The sequence below is a fragment of the Oerskovia merdavium genome, from assembly GCF_014836755.1.
Lineage (GTDB): Bacteria > Actinomycetota > Actinomycetes > Actinomycetales > Cellulomonadaceae > Oerskovia > Oerskovia merdavium.
This window is the reverse complement of sequence record NZ_JACSQF010000013.1, coordinates 51,059-72,936: the sequence shown is the minus strand read 5'-3', so window position 1 is coordinate 72,936 and position 21,878 is coordinate 51,059. Positions and strand designations below refer to the sequence as shown.

Genomic DNA, 21,878 nt, shown 5'->3' with positions numbered 1-21,878 from the left:
TCGGTGGCGGCCAGCAGGTCAGCTCCCGGCGGCGGCCAGCAGGTCAGCCGCAGCTGGTCGCTGCGTAGGTGACGTCGTAGGCCGTGGTGACCAGTGCGCCGTCGAGCACGGCCTGAGCCGTGACAGTGACCTTCCCGGCCGCGAGCGTCACCGCGCGGGCCGAGAACGTCTGCGACGCGAGCTTGCCCGGCGCGACCTGGAGGAAGGTCTTGGTCCCGAGCGGCGTGGTCACGACCACGTCGACGGGCACCTCCTCGGTGTTCTTGACGAGCACCGTGAGCGCGGCCTTGCCGGCCACGCACTTGGGCGCGACCGTGACGTCGACCTCGACCTGCGCGGGCTCGGTCACGTCGAGCGCCGGGACGCTCTCGAGGGTCGGGACGACCTTCTGGATGAGCCCGTCCTCGCCGAACGTGAGGCGGTCGATGGTCGTCTCTCGGTGGTTCCCGTCACCGCCGGGGATCGCGAAGCGGTGGTAGGCGATGTACCACTCGTCGGTCCCGGGGACCTGGACGATCGAGCTGTGCCCGGTCCCGAGGATGCCCTGGGACACGTCCTTCTCGAGGATCACGCCGCGGTAGGTCCAGGGCCCGTCGATGCTCGTCGACGTCGCGTACCCGACCCGGTAGTTCTCCGAGCCCGTGTCGTCGATCGAGTAGGTCAGGTGGTAGATCCCCTCGCGGTAGTTGAGGAACAGTCCCTCACGGAAGTTCGTCAGGCCACCGAACCTGGTGATGGTGTCCTGCTTGACCGAGACCATGTCGTCGTTCAGCTCGGCGTACAGCGGCGCGTTGCTGCCGTTGCCCCAGAACAGGTAGAACTTGCCGGTCTGCGGGTCCTCGAACGCCGCCGGGTCGATCGCCTGTCCCGTCGTGACGGCCTCCCCGTTCGTGATCATGGCCGTCGGCTGCGCGATGAAGGGACCCTCGGGGCTGTCCGCGACCGCGACACCGATCGTCTTGCGGTTGTAGGTCGGGTTGTGACCCGAGAAGTAGAAGTAGTACTTCCCGTCGCGCTCGATGATGGTCGGCGCCCACGCGTTGCCCGTGGCCCACGGGACGTCGCCCGCTGCGCCGTCGAGCGTGAGGAACGGCTCGGCCGAGCGCTCCCAGCTCGCCAGGTCGGTCGACTTCCACACGTAGAAGTCCTTGCCGCCCCAGCCGAGGGTGCCGTCCGTGGTCGCGTAGATGTAGTAGACCCCGTCGAAGACCGCGATGTTCGGGTCCGCGTACAGGCCCGGCAGGACCGGGCTGCGCATCTCCTTGGCCTGGACGGTCCACGTGCGCGCGACCCCGTCGGGGCCCGTCACGGTGTAGGTCACGGGCTGCGTGAGGTCCTGCACCGAGCCGTTGGCGGGCGTCACCGTCGCACGGTCGGACACGACCAGGCGAGGCGCGAGCGCGGAGCGGTCCGTGCCGGGCACCACCGGGAGCGTGACCGTGCTGGACCCGCCGTCGACGATCGCGGCGACCTTGAGCTCGGCGAGCTCGGCCCCCGTGACGGCCGAGTGGTCCTGACCGAGGTCCTTGACCTCCTCGGCGCTCAGGGCGTGGTCGTAGACGCGGAAGTCGCGGACGTCGCCCTTGAGGTACTTGTCGCCCGAGTAGAGCGACCGGCCGATGTAGTTCGCGACCGTGGTGCCCTTACCGATCGATCCGGGGGTCGTGGTCACGTTGGTGTTCCGCGCGACCTGGATCCCGTCCTCGTAGAGGGTGCCGGTGGTGCCCGACTGCGTGTACGTCAGGTGCTTCCACACGCCGCGAGCGAGGTTCGAGCCCTTGGTCGTGTTCTGCTCGGTCGTGTAGTTCCCCGAGGCGATGGCCGTGCGGTACGCGTCCCCCGTCGAGAAGAGGTAGCCGTTGCCGCTCGACCCGCTCGTGTTGCCCAGGCCGTAGATGAAGTAGGGCGTGGACTGGGCGGTGTCGATGCGCACGTCGAGCGAGACGGTGATCTCCGTCAGGCCCTTGAGCACGTCGTCGGGCAGCTTGACGTGGTCGTCGACCCCGTCGAGGCGCACGCCGTCCGTGCCGTTGCGGGCGGCCCCGCCCACGACGGTCGCGGGACCGACGGCGCTGCTCGGCGCCGAGTTCACGGCCTGCGTGCCGCTCGTCTCGTCCAGGCGGTACTGGACCACCAGGCCCGGGATCTCCTTCGTCACGTCGATCGCGACGGTCGCGGTGCGCGACCCGTCCGCGGTCGTGGCGGTCACGGTCGTGCTGCCCGCCGCGACGCCGCGCACGGTGCCTGCGGAGGGCCCGTTGGAGACGACGGTCGCGACCGACGGGTCGGCGCTCGTCCAGGTGATGGTGCGGGCCGTGGCGTTGGCGGGAGTCACGGTCGCGGTGAGCGAGCGTGCCGATCCGACGGTGACCTGCGTCGAGGTGGGCGAGACCACCAGGCCCGTGACGGGGACGTCGCCCTCGACCACGGTCACGACGGCCTTGGCGCGCACGCTCACGCCGGCGCCGAGCGAGCCCGTGACCTCGAAGGTCCCGGCCTGCGCGTAGCTCGCGGGGTCGATCGCGTCCCACGTGACCGCGGTCTGCGTGGTCGTGCCGGCTGCTGTGCGCGTGGCGACCGTGGCCGGCAGGACCGGTGCGTCACCGACGCTCACGACGGCCGTGACGTCCTCGGCCGACTGGACGAACGCGTCCGGCTGGTAGCCCTTGAGCAGCGCGTCGTACTCGGTCTGCGTCACGGGCAGGACCGTGCCGTGGCGCGGGCGCGAGGGCATCTCGTAGCCCGTCGACATCTTCCACTCGTCGGCGTTCAGGTCGGTCGTCTCGAAGGGCACGTAGCCGCGGCCGCCGAACTCGTCGATGAACAGGTACCACTTCTCCTCGGTGTTCGACTTGAAGATGGTCGGGCCCTCGCCCTGGTTGATGCCGCCGCCGAGCGAGTTGGCCTTGCCGATGCAGTCGGTGATGAAGTCGTAGCTCAGCGAGCGCAGCTCGCTCGCCTTCTCGCCCAGAACGAACTTGGAGCACGGCGTCGTGGACGTGTTGTTCCGCTCGTCCTTGGTGAAGCGGTAGAACTCGCCGTCGTGCTCGATCACGGTCGAGTCGATGACCGAGTAGCCCGGGTCGACCCACACCTGCGGCTCGGTGAACGTGTAGAAGTCGCGGGTCGTGGTGTACATCATGCGGTTGTACGTGTTGGCCGTGTGGCCCGGGTCGTCCTCCTCGTAGAGCTTGGAGGCCCAGAACACGACGTACGCACCGATCGTCGCGTCGTAGTAGGCCTCGGGTGCCCAGGTGTTGCCCGCGGTCTCCGGGGAGACCTGGACGAGGCGCTGGTCGGTCCAGTTCACGAGGTCGGTCGACTCCCACACCATGATCGACTTGGAGCCCGTGCGCTGGGACGCATCCCAGTTGCCGTTGCCGTGGATCTTGAGGTCGGTCGCGATCTGGTAGAACTTGTCGCCCTCGGGAGAACGGATGACGAACGGGTCGCGCAGGCCCGTCTCCCCCAGGCTCGACGTCAGCACGGGCTGGTTGTCGTTGAGGTTCCGGTACCTGAGCGGGTCGTTGCCCTTGCTCAGGCCGAAGTAGACCTGCTCGCCGGTCGCGTAGCCCTCACCGATGAAGTAGGAGAACAGGTAGCCCGCGTAGTCCTGCTGCTCGGGGAGCGCGGGGACCTTCGCGTCGAACGCGCGCGTGGCCGTGGACTGCCCCTTGCTCACGGTCGCGGTCAGCGTGACGGTCTGGTCGGCCTGGCCGTGCGCGGGTCGCGTGACCTCGCCCGACGGCGTGACGACCGTGGGTGCCGTGGTGGCCCACGTGACCGTGGTGCCCTCAGCTCCCGTGGTCGGCAGCGTGAGGTTGCCGCGCACGTCGTCGAGGTTCTTGACCTCGAGCGCGGCGGCAGCGGCGTCCACGACGCCCTGGTCGCCGGTGCCGGGGACCACGGTGACGTCGAACGTCTTGGTCGCGCTCTGGCCGCGCAGCGAGAGCGTCGCGGTCAGGGTCGCGGTGCGCGCCTGGCCGACGGGCTGGGTGATGACGCCCGACGACGTCACGACGCTCGCGTCCGACGTCGCCCAGGTGACGGTCGAGCCGCCCGTGCCCTTCCCGGGCAGCGTGAGGTTCTTGGCCACGGCGCTCGTGTCGCCGAGCGACAGGGCTCCGGCGTCGGCGGAGACCGACGCCGCCGCGTTCGCGGTGCTGACGTCCGCGACCTCGGCGGCCGTGAGCGCACGGTCGTAGAGCCGGAAGTCCTTGATGCGCCCCTTGAAGAGGTTGTCGGCCGCGTAGGCGGACTTGCCGAGGTAGTTGGCGGTCGTCTTCCCGTTGCCGATCGAGCCCGGCGTGTGGGTCACGGCCGTGTTGACCCCGACCTGCGCGCCGTCCTCGTAGAGGCGACCGGTGCCGGCACCCTGCGTGTACGTCACGGTCTTCCAGACACCGCGCGCGAGGGCCGCGGAGGGCGACTTGGCCGTGTTCTGCTCGGCGCTCCACGCGGCGTTCGAGACCGACGCCCGGTAGCTCGCGTTGCCCGAGGAGAACAGGTAGCCGTTGCCGCTCTGGGGCGAGCCGACCGCGGTGTTGCCCAGGTTGTAGAAGAAGTAGTTGCCGCTCAGGGTCGTGTCGACCCACACGTCGGCGCTGACCGTCACGGCCGAGTACCCCGCGAGGAGGTCGTCGGGCAGGTCGACGTAGCTCGAGCCGCCGAACGTCAGGCCCTGCCCGTCGGTCCAGTCGCCGCCGCCGACGAGCGTGCCGTCGTGGCCCGAGCCCGAGGCGTCGTGGGCGACCGTGCCGCTCAGCTCGTCGAGCTTGTACCAGAGCTTCAGGCCGTCGGTCGTGGGGGTGGGGATCGCTGCGGCAGTCGTCTGCGTGGCGGCCGACGCCGCCGGGGCGAGCGCCGTCGGGCGTGCGGGCGCCGAGGTCAGGGCCGCTGCCGGGCCCGCCAGCGCCATCGGGGCGAGCAGAGCGACGCTCAGCGCTCCCCCGAGGGCGGCGCGAGCCCCGCGTGGGGCCCTCCGTCGGGCCGTGGGCGCGGTCTGCGCCGGGTCGTGTCGGGTGGTCATGTGGTTCGTGGCCTCCGCCGTCTCGTCGTTGAGCGCCCCCTGCTGGGGACCGTCGGGCTGGTCGTGCCGGCCCGCCGGTCCCCCGCGTCCTTGTGGTGCTGGTCGTGCTGGTCGTGCTGGTCGTACTGGTCGTACTGGTCGTGCTGGTCCTGTCACCGGCCCGTCTGGACCGGAGGGCTCACGCCGGGGCCGCGAGAGGACCTCGCGACCCCGGCGGAGCTGGTGCGGTCGTCAGCCGCAGGTCGTGGCCGGGTACTCGACGTCGAACGTCGTCGAGCGGGCCCCGGCCCCCGTGCCGATCGTGCCCACGACCGTCGCGGTCCCCGCGGGGACCGCAGCCGCACGGCTGTTGAACGACTGCGACGCGCTCTTGCCCGGCGCCACCGACGCGAACGTCTTGGTGCCGAACGGCGTCGTGAGCGCCACGCTCACGGCCTCGTCCTCACCGTTGACCGCACGCACCGTGAGGTTCGCCCGGCCCGCGACGCACTGCGCCCTGGCCGTGACCGCGAGGTCCACGGGCTCGACCTCGGCGCCGGCCGTCTGCAGGCGCAGGAACGTGACCGAGTAGGCCGGGAACGTGTAGTCGAACGCGTTGGACGCCCCGTCCCAGGTCCGCTCGACGGGCACGATCGCCCGCGGGTTCGCCTTGGTGTTGGTGTCCGTGGGCGCGCCGACCATCTCGGTGATCGTGGCCTGGGCCGCGATCTCCTGGCCTGCGACCGTCACGGCCGTGTCGGCCGCGGTCGCGGTCGGGTTGACGACCTTGACCACGAGGTCGCCCGACTCCTCGTCGCGCGTGACGACCTGGTAGAGCGACTTCGCGGAGGGCTGCTCGTACGAGATCTGGAGCTGGCCGTCCAGGTAGAGCTGGATCGTGCTGCCCTGGACGACGACCTTGACCTTGTAGCCCTGGCCTGTCTCGACGCGCTTGTTCTCGACCGCGGCGACCTCGGCGGCACTGCCGCCGTCGGCCCGCTGGAGGACCGAGCGGGTGTTGTTCCAGCCGCCGATGTTCCACCAGTAGTAGTCGTTCGGTCCGCCCGCGGCGAAGCCCACGAGGAAGCCCTCGGACCCGGCGATCTTGCGGGCGTCGAGCTCGAGCGTGTAGTTCTTCCAGTCCTTGGCGTACGCACCCGTGACGATCGAGCGCGCGTCGGTCACGGACGTCGAGGACTGCGTGTACACGCCGTCCTGCGCGGCCCACGTCCCGGTCACGGGCGACCACTGCGTGGCGTCGTCGAACCCGTCCTGGAACAGGACGTCGCCGCTCGCGTTGTCGGTGACCTTGACGTTGTCGTACGACGCGCTGGTCGACCACGTGGACAGGAAGACGCCTCCGTCCAACGCGGGCTCTGCGGAGGCGTCGGCACCGTGCACGGACGGGACGACCTCGTCGCCCACGTTGTTCGCGAACAGCTCCTGGACGTAGTAGTTGGGCGTGCCCCACGACTCGTCGTTGTCGAACCAGATCGCGTCGGGCGACCACTGCACGTACGACTCGTTGGAGAGCAGCGGCGCGTAGGACGCGAGCTCGACGACGTCGGAGTTGCGCTCGAGGCCCGTCATGAAGGCGGCCTCGGACAGCGCGTTGAAGAACGTGTTGCCGCGCGACGCGTACTCGCCGAGGAAGACGTGCGGGCCCTCGCGGTCGTAGTCGTCGTAGCGGTCGGCGTTCTCGAGGAACCAGCTCGGGTCGTTGTAGTAGTGCTCGTCGACCAGGTCGACCTCCTGCGCACGGTTGAACTCCCAGAGCTCGTCGAACCGCTGGCCCGTGTCGTCCGGACCCGAGTTCGAGATGATCTGGACGTCCGGGTACGCGGCGCGCACGGCATCCTTGAACTTCGGGAAGTTCGCCTCGAACGTCTTGGTGTTCTCCTCGTTGCCGAGGCCCAGGTACTTCAGGCCGAACGGCTCGGGGTGGCCGAGCTCGGCGCGCACCGCGCCCCACTCGGTCGTGACGTCACCGTTGGCGAACTCGATGAGGTCGAGCGTGTCCTGGACCCAGCGCTGGATCCGGACGTCGTCCTTCATCTCGGGGATGGTGCTGCCGCAGCCGTTGGCCCCGACGGACAGGACGGGCAGAGGCGTCGCGCCGAGGTCCTCGGCGAACGTGAAGTACTCGTAGTACCCGATCCCGTACGACTGGTTGTAGCCCCAGAAGTTCCAGTTCGTGGCCCGCTCCTCGACCGGCCCGATGGTCTCCTTCCACTGGTACGTGCGCCGGCGGTCGGTGCCGTTGCTCTCGAGGTAGGTGTCGAACGTGCCCGCGTTGGTCACGCAGCCGCCCGGGAACCGCAGGAACTGCGGGTTCATGGCGTCGATCTTCTCGGCGAGGTCCTTGCGCAGGTGGGTCTTGCCGTTGACCGGCCCGACCCACGTGTCCTGCGGCATGAGCGAGACCATGTCGAGGCGCACGGTGCCCGCGGCGCCCGCGAGGACGGCGAGGCGCCCGGCCGAGGTCGTCTCGGTCGCGGTGAGGGTCACCGAGTACTTCTTCCAGGTGTCGGTGCCGGCGACGCTCACCTTCCCGGTCGCGTAGGTGGTGCCCGCCGCGGCGTTCTCGACCTGCACGGTCAGGTCCTGCCCGACGGCGGAGCGCGCCCACACCGAGAAGTCGTACTTCTGGCCCTTCTCGAGGAAGAGACCCGTGTTGAAGCCCGCGTTGCGCAGACCCGCGCCGGCCGCCGTCGCGTCGAGCTTGAGGTAGTAGCGGTTGCTGTCGTTGAGGCGCTGCGCGTCGGTCACGACCGTCGTGGTCGCGGTACCGCCGTTGCGGTTGACCCGCTCCCAGGCCGTGAGCCCCGTGAACGAGGAGTTGTCCGACGAGTTGAACTCGAACGAGCGGTTGCGCACGAGCTCGGCGTACAGCCCGCCGTCCGCGGCGTAGTTGATGTCCTCGTAGAAGATCCCGTACAGGTCGTCGCTCATCTCGACGGTCTCGCCCGCCGCGTCGATCGCGAGCGTGTGCTCGGCCGACGACAGCGCGGTGAGCGTGAGCTTGACGGCTGCGTCCTCGGCACCGAGCACCAGGGCTCCGTCCGCGGCACGCACTCCCGCGAACTCCCCAGCAGCGGCACCCGGCACGCGCAGCGCGAGCTTGCCGCCGCCCACGTCGGTCAGCCGGACCTGGGCCGGGGTCGCGTCCGCGGCTCCGAGCGTGAGGCGACCGTCGCCCGCGACGACCACCGGCAGACCGGTGCCCGCCTGCGCGAGGGTCGCAGCGCCGTCGGGCCCGCCTGCCACCGCCGTGGCCACCAGGCCCAGCGGCGACGCCGGACGCTGCGCGACGAACGACAGACCCGTGTCCGTCAGGACCAGGTGCTTGCTCTCCGCCGGGCCGACGAGCGAGAACGTACCCGTCGGGACGAAGTCCTGGCCCTCGGCCGCGTCGACCGCGACGTAGTCGAACGTCGCGGTGTGCGTCGAGCCGTCCTGGGCCGCGAGGGCGTACAGGCCGACCTGCGTGACGTCGAACGTGACCGTCGTCGAGCCCGCGGGCTTCCAGTCGCCCGCAGCCGCGTCCCAGTAGGACACAGCGAGCGTGTCACCCGTGCGCTGCATGCGCAGCGTCTCGCCCGTCGAGCCCGCACGGTCGGTGAACGACGCGGCCGTGAACTTCCCGCCCGTCTCGTTGTCGAGCTCGATCGCGCGCGCCGAGGGCGACAGGCTGCCCACGTACGTCAGACCGGCGCGGACGTAGTTGTCCATGTCCTTCCACGCGATGAGGCCCGCGCCCTGGTAGACCTTGCCGACCGGGGCCGACACCTTGGTCACGACCGTGAAGTCGCCCACGGGGACGTCCACCATGAAGACGTTCTTCGCGGTGTTCGCCTCCTGGTAGGTGTCGCCCGTCTGGGACGTCAGGGTCAACGACCCGGGCGTCGTCGCGAGCGACCACGCCGACGGGACGGGGTTGACGACGTCCCACGCGGAGCCGAGCCGGCCCGAGTCGAACTGGTCGACCCAGGCGCCCTCCGGAAGGACCGGCTCGGTGGCCGCGAAGGCCGCCGGGGTGACCGCGAGGGCGGTCGTCGCCGCCAGCGCGAGGACCGCGACGGAGGCCGCCCACGGTCGTGCCGTCCTGCCGCGGGATGTACCGCGGGCAGGGGAATCAGAGATGATCACAGTGCTCCAACCTTGCTGCAACGAGGAAAGGAGCGATGCCGGGTGCAGCCCGTGCGTTCCATTGCTGTACGGGTCAACCCGGCGGGTGCACCCTCCCGGTCGAGCCGGTCCCGGCTGGTACCCGGGAGGGTGCCACCTCCGGGCCGTTCTCGGTCCGTCTGCCTCGACGGACCGGGCTGTGGTGCCTCGCACGGGACCGGCTCCAGGGCCGACCCGCGCGAGGCAGTGGTGCTGGACGGGCGCTAGGTGGCGCTTCCGCGCCCCTGGCGGAACGTCATGGCCCGCTGCAGCAGGACGAACGCGAGCAGGACCACGCCGATGAAGACCTTGGTCCACCAGGAGTCCAGGCCCTCGCGGGCGATGAGCACCTGGATCAGGCCGTAGACGAGCACGCCCGCGACCGAGCCCAGGACGAACCCGCCGCCGCCGGTCAGGAGCGCGCCGCCGATCACGACCGCCGCGATCGCGTCGAGCTCCATGCCGATGCCCGTGAGGTTGAAGCCCGACTTGGTGTAGAAGGCGAACAGGATGCCCGCGATCCCGGCGCACGTGCCGCTGATCACGTAGACCCACACCTTGGTCGAGCTGCCCTTGAGGCCCATGAGGTTCACGGCCGCGCCGTTGTCGCCCGTGCCCAGCCCGTAGACCGTGCGGCCGAAGCGCGTGTAGTGGAGCAGGTAGATCGCGATCAGCAGGACCACGAACGCGATGACCATGCTGAGGTTGATGCTCCAGGCCTCACGGCCCTCGCCGAACTTGATCTTCCACGAGGCCAGGGCCGCGAAGCCCTCGTCCTTGATCGCGAGCGACTGGACGCTCACGACGTTGGCCAGGCCGCGCGCGAGGAACATCGCGGCGAGCGACGCGATGAAGGGTTGTATGTCGAAGTACTGGACCATCACGCCGATCAGCAGGCCGAACGTCGTGCCGATCAGCACGCCCAGGATCAGGACCACCGGCAGCGGTGCCCCGGCGATCAGGAGCTTGGCCACGACCAGGCCCACGAGCGCCACCACGGCGCCGACCGACAGGTCGATCCCGCCCGTGATGATCACGAAGGTCATGCCGATCGCGAGGACGATCAGGTACGAGTTGTCGACCAGCAGGTTGGAGAACAGCCGCATGCTCAGGAAGTCGCGGCGGTCGGTGCTGTAGCGCGCCTGGCCCACGATCAGGATGACCGCGAGGGCCACGAGCGTGCCCGTGACCGGCAGGAGCCGGCGGTCCGAGAGCTTGCGGACCACGGGGTTGGTCATGAGGCGCGCGACGAAGCCCGTGTCGTGACCGCCGCGCGGCGTCTTGCCCTGCTGCGAGCTCTTCGACGCACGGGGCGTCGTCTGGACGGTGCTCACGCTGCTGCCCCCTTCGCGCTCGTCGCTGCCGTGCCCGCACCCAGGGTGGGTCGCTTCCTCGGTAGTCGCGACGCCAGGAGCGAGCGCAGGCGCTCGGAGGCCGCGATGCACACGACGATCAGCACGAGCGCCTTGAACAGCGGCGTGATCTGCGAGCTGATGTGGAAGATGACCACGGCCCGCTCGAGCGTCGAGAGCAGCAGGGCGCCGACGACGACGCCCGCGAGGCTGAACTTGCCGCCGTCGAGCTTGGTGCCGCCCAGGACGACGACCATGATCGCGTCGAGCTCCTTCATGAGGCCGATGTTGTTCGCGTCGGCCGCCATGGTCGGGGCTCCGTAGACGATGCCCGCGAGCCCGGCGAGCAGGCCGCAGAGCAGGTAGACGAACCACGTGATGTTGCGCGACTGGACGCCCGCGAGACGGCTGGCCTCGCGGTTGATGCCGATCGACTCGACCAGCATGCCGAGCGCGGTGCGCCGCACCAGCAGCGCGACCAGGGCGAACACGACCGCGGCGATGACCACGGGGGTCGGGATGCCCAGGATGAAGCCCGAGCCGATCGACTTGAAGGGCGGGCTCGTGGTCGTGGTGATCTGGCCCTTGGTGATGAGCATCGCGATGCCGCGCCCCGCGACCATGAGGATCATGGTCGCGATGAACGGCTGGATGCCCAGGACCGTGACGAGGAAGCCGTTGAAGGCTCCGATCACCGCGGCGACCAGGAGGCCGATCGCGACCGCGGCGAGCGCCGTGCTGAGCGTGCCCCCCGTGCCGCTCGCGTCGATGTACGTCAGCGACACCGCGAGCGAGATCGCCATGACCGCACCGACCGAGAGGTCGATCCCGCCCGTCGCGATCACGAGGCACATGCCGATGCCGAGCAGGAGCGGGGTCGCGCTCGCCCGCATGATGTCGATGATCTGGCCGAACAGGTGGCCGTCCATGATCGTCACGTCGAGGAAGCCGGGGCTGCGCAGCCCGCACGCGAGGAGCATGACGACGAGGGCGACCACGGGCCAGAACAGGTGGTGGTGCGTGATGCGGCGCAGCACGCCCTGGGCACCCCGCGGTGCGGGGCTGCCGGACACCGGCGGCGTCGCCGGCGGTGTCGTCGGAGTCGTGGTGGTCGTGCTCATGATGCGCTCCCGCTCGCTGCGATCGTCTCGAGGATCGTGGTGGACGTGACGTCGGGCCCGTTGGTGATCTCGCCGATCTTCTGGCGGTCACGCATCACGACGACGCGCTGGCTCAGGCGCAGCACCTCGTCGAGCTCCGACGAGATGAAGACGACGCCCATCCCGTCCGAGGCCAGCTCGGCGACGAGCCGCTGGATCTCGGCCTTGGCACCCACGTCGATGCCGCGCGTGGGCTCGTCGAGGATGATCAGGCGCGGCGCGGTCGCGAGCCAGCGGGCCAGGAGGACCTTCTGCTGGTTGCCGCCCGACAGGTTCTTGATGAGCATGTTCGGGTTCGCCGGGTAGACGTTGAGCGCCTTCATGTAGCGGTCGACGACCGCGTCCAGCTCCTTGGCCGGGATGGGACGCCACGGGCCGCGGCTCGCCTGCATCGCGAGGGCGATGTTCTCGCGGACCGTGAGGTCCCCGATGATGCCCTCCTTCTTGCGGTCCTCCGAGGAGAACGCGACGCCTCGCTTGATCGAGGTCAGGGGGGCCGCGCCGCGCGTCGTGCCGTCGAACGTCAGCTTCCCGCTGCCCGCCTTGTCGGCGCCGTAGAGGAGGCGGGCGACCTCGGTGCGGCCCGAGCCGAGCAGGCCCGCCACACCGACGATCTCGCCCGCGTACACGTCGAGGTCGAACGGCTCGACCGACCCGTCGCGGCCCAGGCCCACTGCCTGGAGCAGGGGGGCCTCGTCGTGCTCGGACGCGACGCGGTGCGCACGCGCCTCGACGTCGGCGAGGGCTTCGCTCGACCGGCCGATCATCGCGGAGATGAGCTCCATCCGGCCGAGCTCCTTGGTCAGGTGCTCGGAGATGAGGCGGCCGTTGCGCAGGATCGTCAGGCGGTCGGTGATCTCGTAGATCTGGTCGAGGAAGTGCGACACGAAGAGGATCGCGACGCCCTTGTCCCGCAGCGAGCGGATCACGTCGAAGAGCTCTGCGACCTCGGCCTTGTCGAGGCTCGAGGTGGGCTCGTCGAGGATCAGGACCTTCGCGTCGACGACCATGGCCCGGGCGATCGCGCAGAGCTGCTGCACGGCGATCGAGTGGGAGGACAGGGCCGACGAGGGGTCGATGTCCAGGTTGAGGAGGGCGAGGTACTCGCGGGCCTTGCGGCGCGTCGCGGGCCAGTTGATGAAGGGGCCGAACCGGATCTCGTGCCCGAGCATGATGTTCTCGGCGACCGACAGGTTCGAGCAGAGGTTGACCTCCTGGTACACGGTGCTGATGCCCGCGTCCTGGGAGTCGCGGGTCCGCGTGAACCGGTGCTCGGCACCGGAGACCACGATGCGACCCGCGTCGATCTGGTAGACCCCCGTGAGGGCCTTGATGAGGGTGGACTTGCCGGCGCCGTTCTCGCCCATCAGGGCATGGACCTCACCGGGGCGGAGGGTGAGATCGACGCCGTCGAGGGCCTTGACGCCTGGGAACTCGATGGTGATCCCGGTCATCTCCACCACGGGCGCCGCGGTGGCGGCGGTCGTCGTTGACATGGTTGTTCTTCCGTCCTGGGGAAGGTGCTGGAGCTCAGGCACCGGCCGGCAGGGACGTGGTGCAGGTCCCCGCGCGCGGTGTGTGCGGCCCGCCCGGTCACCGCGCCGCGTGGGGGCGGCGACCGGGCGGGCCGTCAGGTGCTGCTCGTCAGAACGAGCGGGCGTCGATGATCTCCTGCGTGATGGTCTGGTCGAACGCCTGGTCGACCACGATGGTCTCCTTCTCGACGTCCTCACCCGCTGCAACCTGCTTGATGAGCTCGAGGAGCTGGTCGCCGAAGGCCGGGTTGCACTCGACCACGAAGTTGAACTTGCCCTCGAGGAGAGCGGTCAGGCCGTCGTGCACGCCGTCGACCGTGACGATCTGGATGTCCTTGCCCGGGACCTTGCCCGCGGCCTCGATGGCCTCGATGGCACCGAGACCCATGTCGTCGTTGTGGGCGAAGATGAGGTTCAGGTCGGGGTAGGCCTGCAGGGCTGCCTCGGTGGCCGCCTTGCCCTCGGCGCGCGTGAAGTTACCGGTCGCCTGGCCGACGATCTGGTCCTCGACGACCGAGCGGAAGCCCTCCTGGCGGTTCGTCTGCGCGCCCGAGCCCATGGTGCCCTGGAGCTCGAAGATCTTGGCGTCGGGAGCGTTCTCGGCGACCCACTCGCCGGCCGTGACGCCCTCGGCGGTGAAGTCCGCGCCGATCCAGGTCACGAAGGGGTCCTCGACCGTGGTGTCGACCGTGCGGTCGACGAGGACGACGGGGATCTCGGCGTCCTTGATCTCCTGGAGGACCTCGTCCCAGCCGGTCTCGATGACCGGCGAGAACGCGATGACGTCGACGTCCTGGTCGATGAAGTCGCGCAGGGCCTTGATCTGGTTCTCCTGCTTCTGCTGCGCGTCGACGAACGTGAGGTCGATGCCGTTCTCGGCCGTCAGGTTGGCCTTGACCGACTCGGTGTTGGCCGTGCGCCAGCCGCTCTCGGCCCCGAGCTGGGAGAACCCGACACGGATGTTCTCGCTGCCGCCGCCTGCGCCGTCCGTGCTGTCGGCCGAGTCGGTCCCGCCGCCGCTGCACGCTGCGAGGGCGAGGACTGCTGCACCGGCCAGGATGCCCGTGAGACGGACGCGTGCCGTGGACTTGTTGAACATGGTTCTCCTCCTTGAGATGCGGTCCTCGGCGCCGTGCCGGGACCACGTCGGCCCGTCGTTGGGCTGTTGGTTCGTGGTCGTGCGTCTTGAGTTGTCGAGCTGCTCCGCTCACGTTCAGATGTGATCGCTCACACCCCCTGGGAAGAGATGTTAGCGCTCACACGCGGAAGTTGGAAGCCCTGCGGGTCACGTTTCAGTCACGAGAGGTGACGCCGGTCTCGAAAGGGCGCCGAGACCTGGACCTTTGCTCCGCCGTCTGATCCCCTCCGCCGTCGTGCGCCGCGGACACCCAGCACCACGGGAGCCCCCGCAGGTGCCGCAGGGTGCCGACGGCGTCCTCGTGAGCGCGCGAGCGTGGACGGCCGGGAGAGCCGTCCGCGCGGAGGCCCACCGTCGGCCGGCGCGCCGACCCGCACCCCCCAGGGGCAGGACGGCACGCCGGCCGCGGAGCTCGCGGCGGCGGCCCGGAGCGAGCCGTCGCGCTCGCCCCGGGCCCCCTCGCGACCGTCGGGCCACGCAGGCCCGACGGCCGGGCCGTGGGGGCGCTCAGAGCCCCTGGGCGACCCGGAAGTAGACCTGGTTCCAGCGCACCTGGTCGCGGAAGCCGCGTCGCGTCGTGCTCTCGTCGATCACGAGCAGCTCGGTGCGGGCGATCTCGGCGAAGACCTCGAACGCGTCGAGGCCCGCTGCGGTCGAGAGCACCGTGTGGTGCGCACCGCCCGCGGTGAGCCACGCCTCGGCGGACGTCGCGAAGTCGGGGCGCGGCTCCCACACGGCGCGCGCGACGGGAAGGTTCGGCAGCGGCTCGCTCGCCGGGACGACGTCGACCACGTTGGCCGTGAGGCGGAAGCGGTCGCGCATGTCGGCGAGCGAGACGACGACGCCCACGCCGGGGTCGGCGTCGAACACCATGCGGACCGGGTCCTCCTTGCCGCCGATCCCGAGCGGGTGGATCTCCACGCGCGGGGTCGACGCCGTCAGGGAGGGGCAGACCTCGAGCATGTGCGCGCCCAGGATCTTCTCGCTGCCGGGCGTGAGGTCGTACGTGTAGTCCTCCATGAGCGAGGCCCCGCCGGGCAGCCCCTCGCCCATGACCTTGGCGGCCCGGACGAGCACGGCCGTCTTCCAGTCGCCCTCGGCGCCGAACCCGTAGCCCTTCGACATGAGCCGCTGGACCGCGATGCCGGGGAGCTGGCGCAGGTCGCCCAGGTCCTCGAAGTTGGTCGTGAACGCCTTGGCACCGACCGACTCGAGGAACGTCTCGAGCGCGATCTCCTGGCGGGCCGCGTAGCGCAGCGACTCGTGCCGGTCGCCGTCCTTGCGCAGCTCGGGGGCCACGTCGTAGAGGTTCTCGTACTCGGCCACGACGGCGTCGACGTCGGCGTCGGACACCGCGTCGACGGCCTCGACGAGGTCGTTGACGCCCCACGTGTTCACGCTCACACCGAAGCGCAGCTCGGCCTCGGTCTTGTCCCCCTCGGTCACCGCGACGTTGCGCATGTTGTCGCCGAAACGGACCAGGCGCAGCTCGTGCGTCGCGGCCCAGCCCGCGGCGCCGCGCACCCAGGAGCCCACGCGTGCCGTGACGGCCGGGTTGGAGACGTGCCCCACGACGGTCGTGCGCGCCACCCCGAGCCGCGTCGCCATGTACGCGTACTCGCGGTCGCCGTGCGCGGCCTGGTTGAGGTTCATGAAGTCCATGTCGATCGAGTCCCAGGGGAGCTCGACGTTCGCCTGCGTGTGCAGGTGCAGCAGCGGCTTGCGCAGCGCGTCGAGACCGCCGATCCACATCTTGGCGGGGCTGAACGTGTGCATCCACGTCACGACGCCGAGCACGCGGTCGTCCGCGTTGGCGTCGAGCATCGCGCGCCGGATCGAGGCCGAGTCCTTGAGGACGGGCTTCCAGACGACGTTCGCGGGGACGTCGGACGACGCGTCGAGGGCACGCGCGACCTCCTGCGACTGCTCGGCGACCTGACGCAGGGTCTCGTCGCCGTACAGGTCCTGGCTACCGGTCAGGAACCAGATCTCGCGGTCCGCGTAGGGCTTGCTCATAGGTCCACATCTTTCGTGTCGGTGGGAGCGGACTCCGCGTCGGTGCGGAGCCGCCGTGCTGCTGGTCGTGCAGGGTGCGCCGGTGCTCGTCAGTGCGCCGGCTGCTGCCCGTAGACGTGCTGGTAGCGCGCGTACAGCGAGTCGACGTCGGGCTGGCCGATACGGGTCGGCTCGCCGAGCTGTCGGCTGACGTGCACGGTCCGGGCGACCTCCTCGCACATGACGGCCGCCTTGACGGCCGCGCGGGCGTCCTTGCCGATCGTGAACGGGCCGTGGTTGCGCATGAGCACCGCGGGGCTGCGCGAGTCGCGCAGCGTCTCGACGATGCCGCGCCCGATCGAGTCGTCCCCGATGAGCGCGAACGGGCCGACCGGGATGTCGCCGCCGAACTCGTCGGCCATCATCGTCAGGACGCACGGCACGGGCTCGGCGCGCGCGGCCCAGGCCGTGGCGTACGTCGAGTGCGTGTGCACGACCCCGCCGACCTCGGGCATGTGGCGGTAGACGTAGGCGTGGGCCGCGGTGTCCGACGACGGCGCCCGGTCCCCCTCCACGAGGTTCCCGTCGAGGTCGCACACGACCATCGACTCGGGCGTGATGTCGTCGTACGACAGACCGGACGGCTTGATGACGAGCAGGTCCTCGGCGCCGTCCGCGCTCTCGGTGCCCGCGCGCACGCGCTCGGAGACGTTGCCCGCGGTCCACACCACGAGCTCCCAGCGCGGGAGCTCGGCGTGCAGCGCGGCGACGCGTTCCTTGGCGGCGTCGACCGCGGCGCGCAGGTGGGCGGGGACCGAGCGGCCGGGACCACCGGTCGTCGCGGCGGTCTCGGTCGTCACAGGAAGGGTGCTCATGGGGTTCTCCTTCGTCGGGGTCAGAGCGCGTCGACGGCTGCGCGCTCGACCGCGAGCCCGGCGTCGTAGCGGTCGAGGTAGGCCGCGAAGCCCGCGGTGTCGTCCGGGTCGGGCGCGACGGTGTCGAGCTCGGCCGTGGCGAACACGTGCTCGCGGAGGTAGGTGTCGAGGTCCTTCTCGTCACCGTCGGCCACGGCGCGGGCATAGGCCGCGAGCAGCGCGATGCCCCAGGCCCCGCCCTCCCCCGCGGTCCGCCCCACGGTCACGGGGGCGCCGATCGCCGCGGCGAGGAGACGCTGGGCCACGCCCTCGGTCCGGAAGATCCCGCCGTGCGCGAACATGGCGTCGAGCGCGACCCCCTCGCCGGCGAGCACGCGCATGCCCAGGGCGAGGGTGCCGAACGCGCTGTAGACCTGCGCCCGCATGAAGTTGGCGAGGGTCAGCCGGCTGCCGGGCGTGCGGACGAACAGGGGCCGCCCCTCCTCGAGGCCCGTGATGGGCTCGCCCGAGAGGTAGTTGTACGCGAGGAGCCCGCCGCCGTCGGCCTCGCCGTCGAGCGCTGCGCGGAACAGCGCACCGAACACGTCGTCGGCCGCGGCCGGCGTCCCGAGCGCGGCCGTGAGCTCGCCGAAGAGGTCGGCCCAGGCCGCGAGCTCGCTGGCCCCGTTGTTGCAGTGGACCATCGCGACGAGGTCGCCCGCGGGGGTCGTGACCAGGTCGAGCTCGTGGTGGCGGTTCGCGAGCGCATGCTCGAGCACGACCATCGCGAAGATGCTCGTGCCGGCGCTGACGTTTCCGGTGCGCGGCGCGACCGAGCTCGTCGCGACCATGCCCGTGCCGGCGTCCCCCTCGGGCGGGCACAGCGGCACGCCCGGCAGCAGCGCGCCGCTGGGGTCGAGCCAGGCCGCGCCCGCTGCCGTCAGGCTCCCGGCGTCCTGCCCCGCGACGAGGACCTCGGGCAGCAGGGACTCGACCACGAGCCCGGGGCGTCGCACCCCGACGAGCTCGTCGAGCTGTGCGAGCATGCGACGGTCGTAGGTCCGCGTCGTCGGGTCGACGGGGAACATGCCCGACGCGTCGCCCACGCCGAGCACCGAGCGCCCGGTCAGGACCTGGTGGACGTAGCCTGCGAGGGTCGTGAGCGAGGCCACCTGCGCGACGTGCGGCTCGTCGTCGAGGATCGCCTGGTACAGGTGGGCGACCGACCAGCGCAGCGGGATGTTGTGGTCGAAGAGCTCGGAGAGCTCCGTGGCCGCCTTGCCCGTGGTCGTGTTCCGCCAGGTGCGGAACGGGACGAGCAGCTCGCCCTGCGCGTCGAACGCGAGGTAGCCGTGCATCATGGCCGAGACGCCGATCGCTCCGAACGTCGTGGGGCGCACCCCGTAGCGGCGCTCGACGTCGGCGACCAGCTCGGCGTAGCAGTGCTGCATGCCCTCGCGCACGGCCTCGAGCGAGTAGGTCCACGTGCGGTCGACGTACTCGTTCTCCCACTCGTGGCTGCCGCTCGCGAGGGGCGTCCCGTCCGGGCCGACGAGGCACGCCTTGATCCGGGTCGAGCCGAGCTCGATCCCGAGCGCGGTGTTCCCGGTGGCGACCGCCTCGCGGAGGTCGTCCACCCTGTCCTGCTGCACCATTGCTGTCTTCTCCTCGTCGCGTCGTCGCGCCTGGCTACGCCCTGCTTCTGAATGTTAGCGCTCACACGGAGTGGTGGCCAACCCCTCGGTGCAACCTCGTGGGGCGGACGGGGTCCGCGTGGCGGCGCAGGACGGAACCACCTGCCGGTGGGCCCCGCGCCTGCCTCAGGCGCTCGGCGGTCCCGAGCTCGCCCGGACCACCAGGTCCGGCGGGATCTGCGTGGACTCGCGCGTTGAACCGGCGAACGCGTCGAGCAGCAGCGCCATGCACCGCCGACCCAGCTCGGCGAAGGGCTGGCGGACCGTCGTGAGCGGCGGGATGAAGTGGGCCGAGCCCTCGACGTCGTCGAACCCGACGACGGACACGTCGCGCGGGACCACGACGCCGGCCTCCCAGAACGCCTGGAGCACGCCGAGCGCGAGGTGGTCGTTGCCCGCGAAGACCGCGGTCGGCCCGTTCCCCGCCGACACCCGGCGTGCGAGGTCACGACCGACCTCGTAGCCCGCGTCGGACGACCACGAGCAACGGATCATCTCGCGGTCGATCTCCGGCACCCCCCTGGCGGCGAGCGCGTCGTTCCAGCCCTTGGCCCGCTCGCGCGCGTCGAACCAGTCGAGCGGGCCCGCGAGGTGGATCACCGAGCGGTGCCCCAGGTCGAGCAGGTGCTCGGTCGCGACGCGCGCGCCGAGCCGCTGGTCGACCGCGATGGGCAGGATGCTCGCGGCCCCCGTCCCCGGCGCCCCCGCGTGCACCTCGTCCGGCTCCCGGGCCGCGATGAGGATGATCGGGACGGGCGCCCGGAACGAGTCGACCGCGGCCGCGACGTCCGTCTGGGGCGCGATGACCACGATGCCCTCGACCGCCTGGGCCATGAAGTGCTCGAGGACCGTGTGCATGGTCTCGGCGTCGTAGCGGCGGATCGTCGCGACCGAGACGAAGTACCCCTCCTCGCGTGCTGCCCCCTCGACCGCGATGAGGGTGCTCGTCGGCCCGTACAGCGCCGAGCCCGTCGTGACCACGCCGATGGTCCCCGACCGCGCCGTCACGAGCGCGCGCGCCGCGCTGTTGCGCCGGTACCCGAGCGTCGCGATCGCGTCGAGCACCCGCTCCCGCGTCTGCGGGCGCACGCTCGGGTGATCGTTGAGGACCCGCGAGACGGTCTGGTGCGAGACGCCCGCGAGCTCCGCGACGTCCGACATCGCGGGAGGTCGGGTGCGCCCGACGTCGGCGCTCATGCCTGCGCCTCCAAGGCTGCGGCGAGCTCCTCCGAGCGGTCACGTGCGGCCTCGAGCGCCGTGAGGAACGCTGCCCTGACGCCGCCGTCGTCGAGCGCTCGCAGCGCCGCGACCGTGGTGCCGCCGGGCGAGGAGACCTTCTCGCGCAGGATGACCGGGTGCTCGCCCGTCTCGTCGAGCATGCGGGCCGAGCCCAGCACGGTAGCGGTCGCGAGCTCGAGCGCCACGGCGCGGGTCAGGCCCAGCAGGACCCCGGCCTCGGCGAGCGCGTCGACGACGTAGAAGACGTAGGCGGGCCCGGAGCCCGAGAGCGCGGCCACCGCGTTCTGGTCCTTCTCCGCGACCCGGACCACGAGCCCGGTCCGGCTCAGGAGTCGCTCGACGAGGGTCACGTCGTCGTCGCTCGCCGCGGCTCCGCCGCTGACAGCGCTGACACCCGAGCCGATGACCGAGGGCGTGTTCGGCATGACGCGCACCACGGCCGTCCCGGCCGGGAGGCGGTCCTCGTAGAAGCGCGTCGAGAGCCCGACGACGACGCTCACCACCACGGTCCCCTCACCCAGGTGGGGCGACACCTCCGCGAGCAGCCCCGCGACGTCCTTGGGCTTGACGGCGACCACGACCAGACCCGCGTCGCGCACCGCGGTGGTGTTGTCCGTCGTCGTGGTGACGCCGTGGCGCTCCTCGAGCTCCCGCCCCCGCTCGGCGCGACGCACGGTCGCGACCGCGTCGGTGGGCAGCCACCCCGCGCGGAGGGCCCCCGCGAGCACGGTCTCGCCCATCACACCGGTCCCGAGGACGGCGAGCCGGGTGTGGCTGCTGGGGCTGTCGACCTGGTGGGTCGTCGTGGACATCGTTGTTCCTGCTTCCTCGTCGTGCGTCCCGGCCCGTCGGGCCTGCCCTGCTGCGGCCCCGGCGAGCGACGCGCGCCGCGCCTGACCGTCGGTCGGACCGTCCGGCGCGGCGGCCTCTCGGCGGCTACAGCGGGAACGCTGTGTAGAACTTCTCGATCTGGTCGACGGGTCCCGTCGCCTGCAGCACGGCCGTGCCGTTGCGCCAGGTGACGGTCGCCGTCCCGGCGGCCGCGGCGACCGGTGTGACGGCATAGGTTCCCACGGGCTTGCCGTCGACCTCGACGTCGCCCGTGGTCGTGGGTTCTCCCCCCGCGGCCACCGCGGCCTCGAGCAGCTCGGAATAGGCCACCTCTGCCTCGTCGTCGCTCCCCCATTGTCCCGCGAGCACGGCCACGGTGCTCGCCGCGTCGCCCTCGCCGTCCGCGTAGGCCAGCTCGTGCCCCTCGATCGCCCCTGCGTCGCCGTACGCGTCGGTCGGCGCCTCCGACCGGAGCGCGAACTGGAGCACGGTGTCCGGGAGCGCCTGGGCGAACTCGGTCGAGGCGGACCGCTCGACCGGTTCGATCGTGGGCGTCGGTGGCGCCTCGGTGACCGTGACCTCCGCGGGCACCTCGGCCTCGCCCGCCCGGGCGAACCCTGGCCACACGAGCGCCGCGAAGCCCACCACGCCCGCGAGCAGCGCGAGGAGCACGACCAGGGCGACCAGGCGGCGTCGGGCGTACACGGCCGACGAGGGCGCACGACCGTGCCTGCTGTCACGCAGCCCGGAGGCGTCCCGCGACGTCGGGCGCGGCCGACCCGTCTGCTGGCTCATGGCGCTCCCCTCGATCCGACCTCTGCTCGCGTCAGCCTATTGCGTACCACCGCGGTGTCCGTGCAGGCCGCGCGGACGAGCCCGGCCGGCGGTGGGGGGGGGGGGGGGGG

12 protein-coding genes are annotated in these 21,878 nt (G+C 71.1%); all 12 read right to left on the bottom strand.

Features of this window, described 5'->3' with window-relative positions:
• Positions 1-43: 43 nt before the first annotated feature.
• Positions 44-5,029 carry a family 43 glycosylhydrolase gene (locus H9641_RS13230; RefSeq protein ID WP_191804511.1) on the bottom strand — a complete coding sequence of 1,662 codons (4,986 nt, stop codon included), beginning with the start codon at positions 5,027-5,029 and terminating at the stop codon, positions 44-46.
• 231 nt (positions 5,030-5,260) lie between these two features.
• Positions 5,261-9,157, bottom strand: coding sequence for an alpha-L-arabinofuranosidase C-terminal domain-containing protein (locus tag H9641_RS13225; RefSeq protein ID WP_191804509.1), 3,897 nt, complete (start codon positions 9,155-9,157; stop codon positions 5,261-5,263).
• A 242-nt stretch (positions 9,158-9,399) separates the two neighbouring features.
• A complete protein-coding gene (locus tag H9641_RS13220) occupies positions 9,400-10,509 on the bottom strand; it encodes an ABC transporter permease subunit (RefSeq protein WP_318244568.1) in 1,110 nt (369 codons plus the stop codon).
• Positions 10,506-11,648: an ABC transporter permease gene (locus H9641_RS13215; RefSeq protein WP_191804507.1), complete on the bottom strand. Its 1,143-nt coding sequence runs from the start codon at positions 11,646-11,648 to the stop codon at positions 10,506-10,508. Before H9641_RS13215 ends, H9641_RS13220 begins: the two co-directional genes overlap by 4 nt.
• Positions 11,645-13,183: a sugar ABC transporter ATP-binding protein gene (locus H9641_RS13210; RefSeq protein WP_191804505.1), complete on the bottom strand. Its 1,539-nt coding sequence runs from the start codon at positions 13,181-13,183 to the stop codon at positions 11,645-11,647. The genes H9641_RS13215 and H9641_RS13210 overlap by 4 nt, the downstream gene beginning before the upstream one ends.
• 148 nt (positions 13,184-13,331) lie before the next feature.
• Positions 13,332-14,321, bottom strand: a complete 990-nt coding sequence (locus H9641_RS13205) for an ABC transporter substrate-binding protein (protein WP_191804503.1) — start codon at positions 14,319-14,321, stop codon at positions 13,332-13,334.
• Between the two features lie 546 nt (positions 14,322-14,867).
• Positions 14,868-16,376 carry an L-arabinose isomerase gene (araA, locus tag H9641_RS13200; RefSeq protein ID WP_191804501.1) on the bottom strand — a complete coding sequence of 503 codons (1,509 nt, stop codon included), beginning with the start codon at positions 16,374-16,376 and terminating at the stop codon, positions 14,868-14,870.
• An 89-nt stretch (positions 16,377-16,465) separates the two neighbouring features.
• A complete protein-coding gene (locus tag H9641_RS13195) occupies positions 16,466-17,230 on the bottom strand; it encodes an L-ribulose-5-phosphate 4-epimerase (RefSeq protein WP_191804499.1) in 765 nt (254 codons plus the stop codon).
• A gap of 20 nt (positions 17,231-17,250) precedes the next feature.
• The gene (locus H9641_RS13190) at positions 17,251-18,864 is read right to left on the bottom strand and encodes a xylulokinase (RefSeq protein WP_191804497.1); all 1,614 of its coding nucleotides are present in this window, start codon (positions 18,862-18,864) and stop codon (positions 17,251-17,253) included.
• 165 nt (positions 18,865-19,029) lie between these two features.
• Positions 19,030-20,100: a LacI family DNA-binding transcriptional regulator gene (locus H9641_RS13185; protein WP_225220446.1), complete on the bottom strand. Its 1,071-nt coding sequence runs from the start codon at positions 20,098-20,100 to the stop codon at positions 19,030-19,032.
• Entirely contained in the window at positions 20,097-20,954 is an 858-nt protein-coding gene (gene proC / locus H9641_RS13180) for a pyrroline-5-carboxylate reductase (protein WP_191804495.1), read from the bottom strand. Before proC ends, H9641_RS13185 begins: the two co-directional genes overlap by 4 nt.
• Positions 20,955-21,078: 124 nt before the next feature.
• Complete coding sequence (locus tag H9641_RS13175) at positions 21,079-21,768, bottom strand: hypothetical protein (RefSeq protein WP_191804493.1); 690 nt, start codon at positions 21,766-21,768, stop codon at positions 21,079-21,081.
• Positions 21,769-21,878 lie beyond the last annotated feature (110 nt).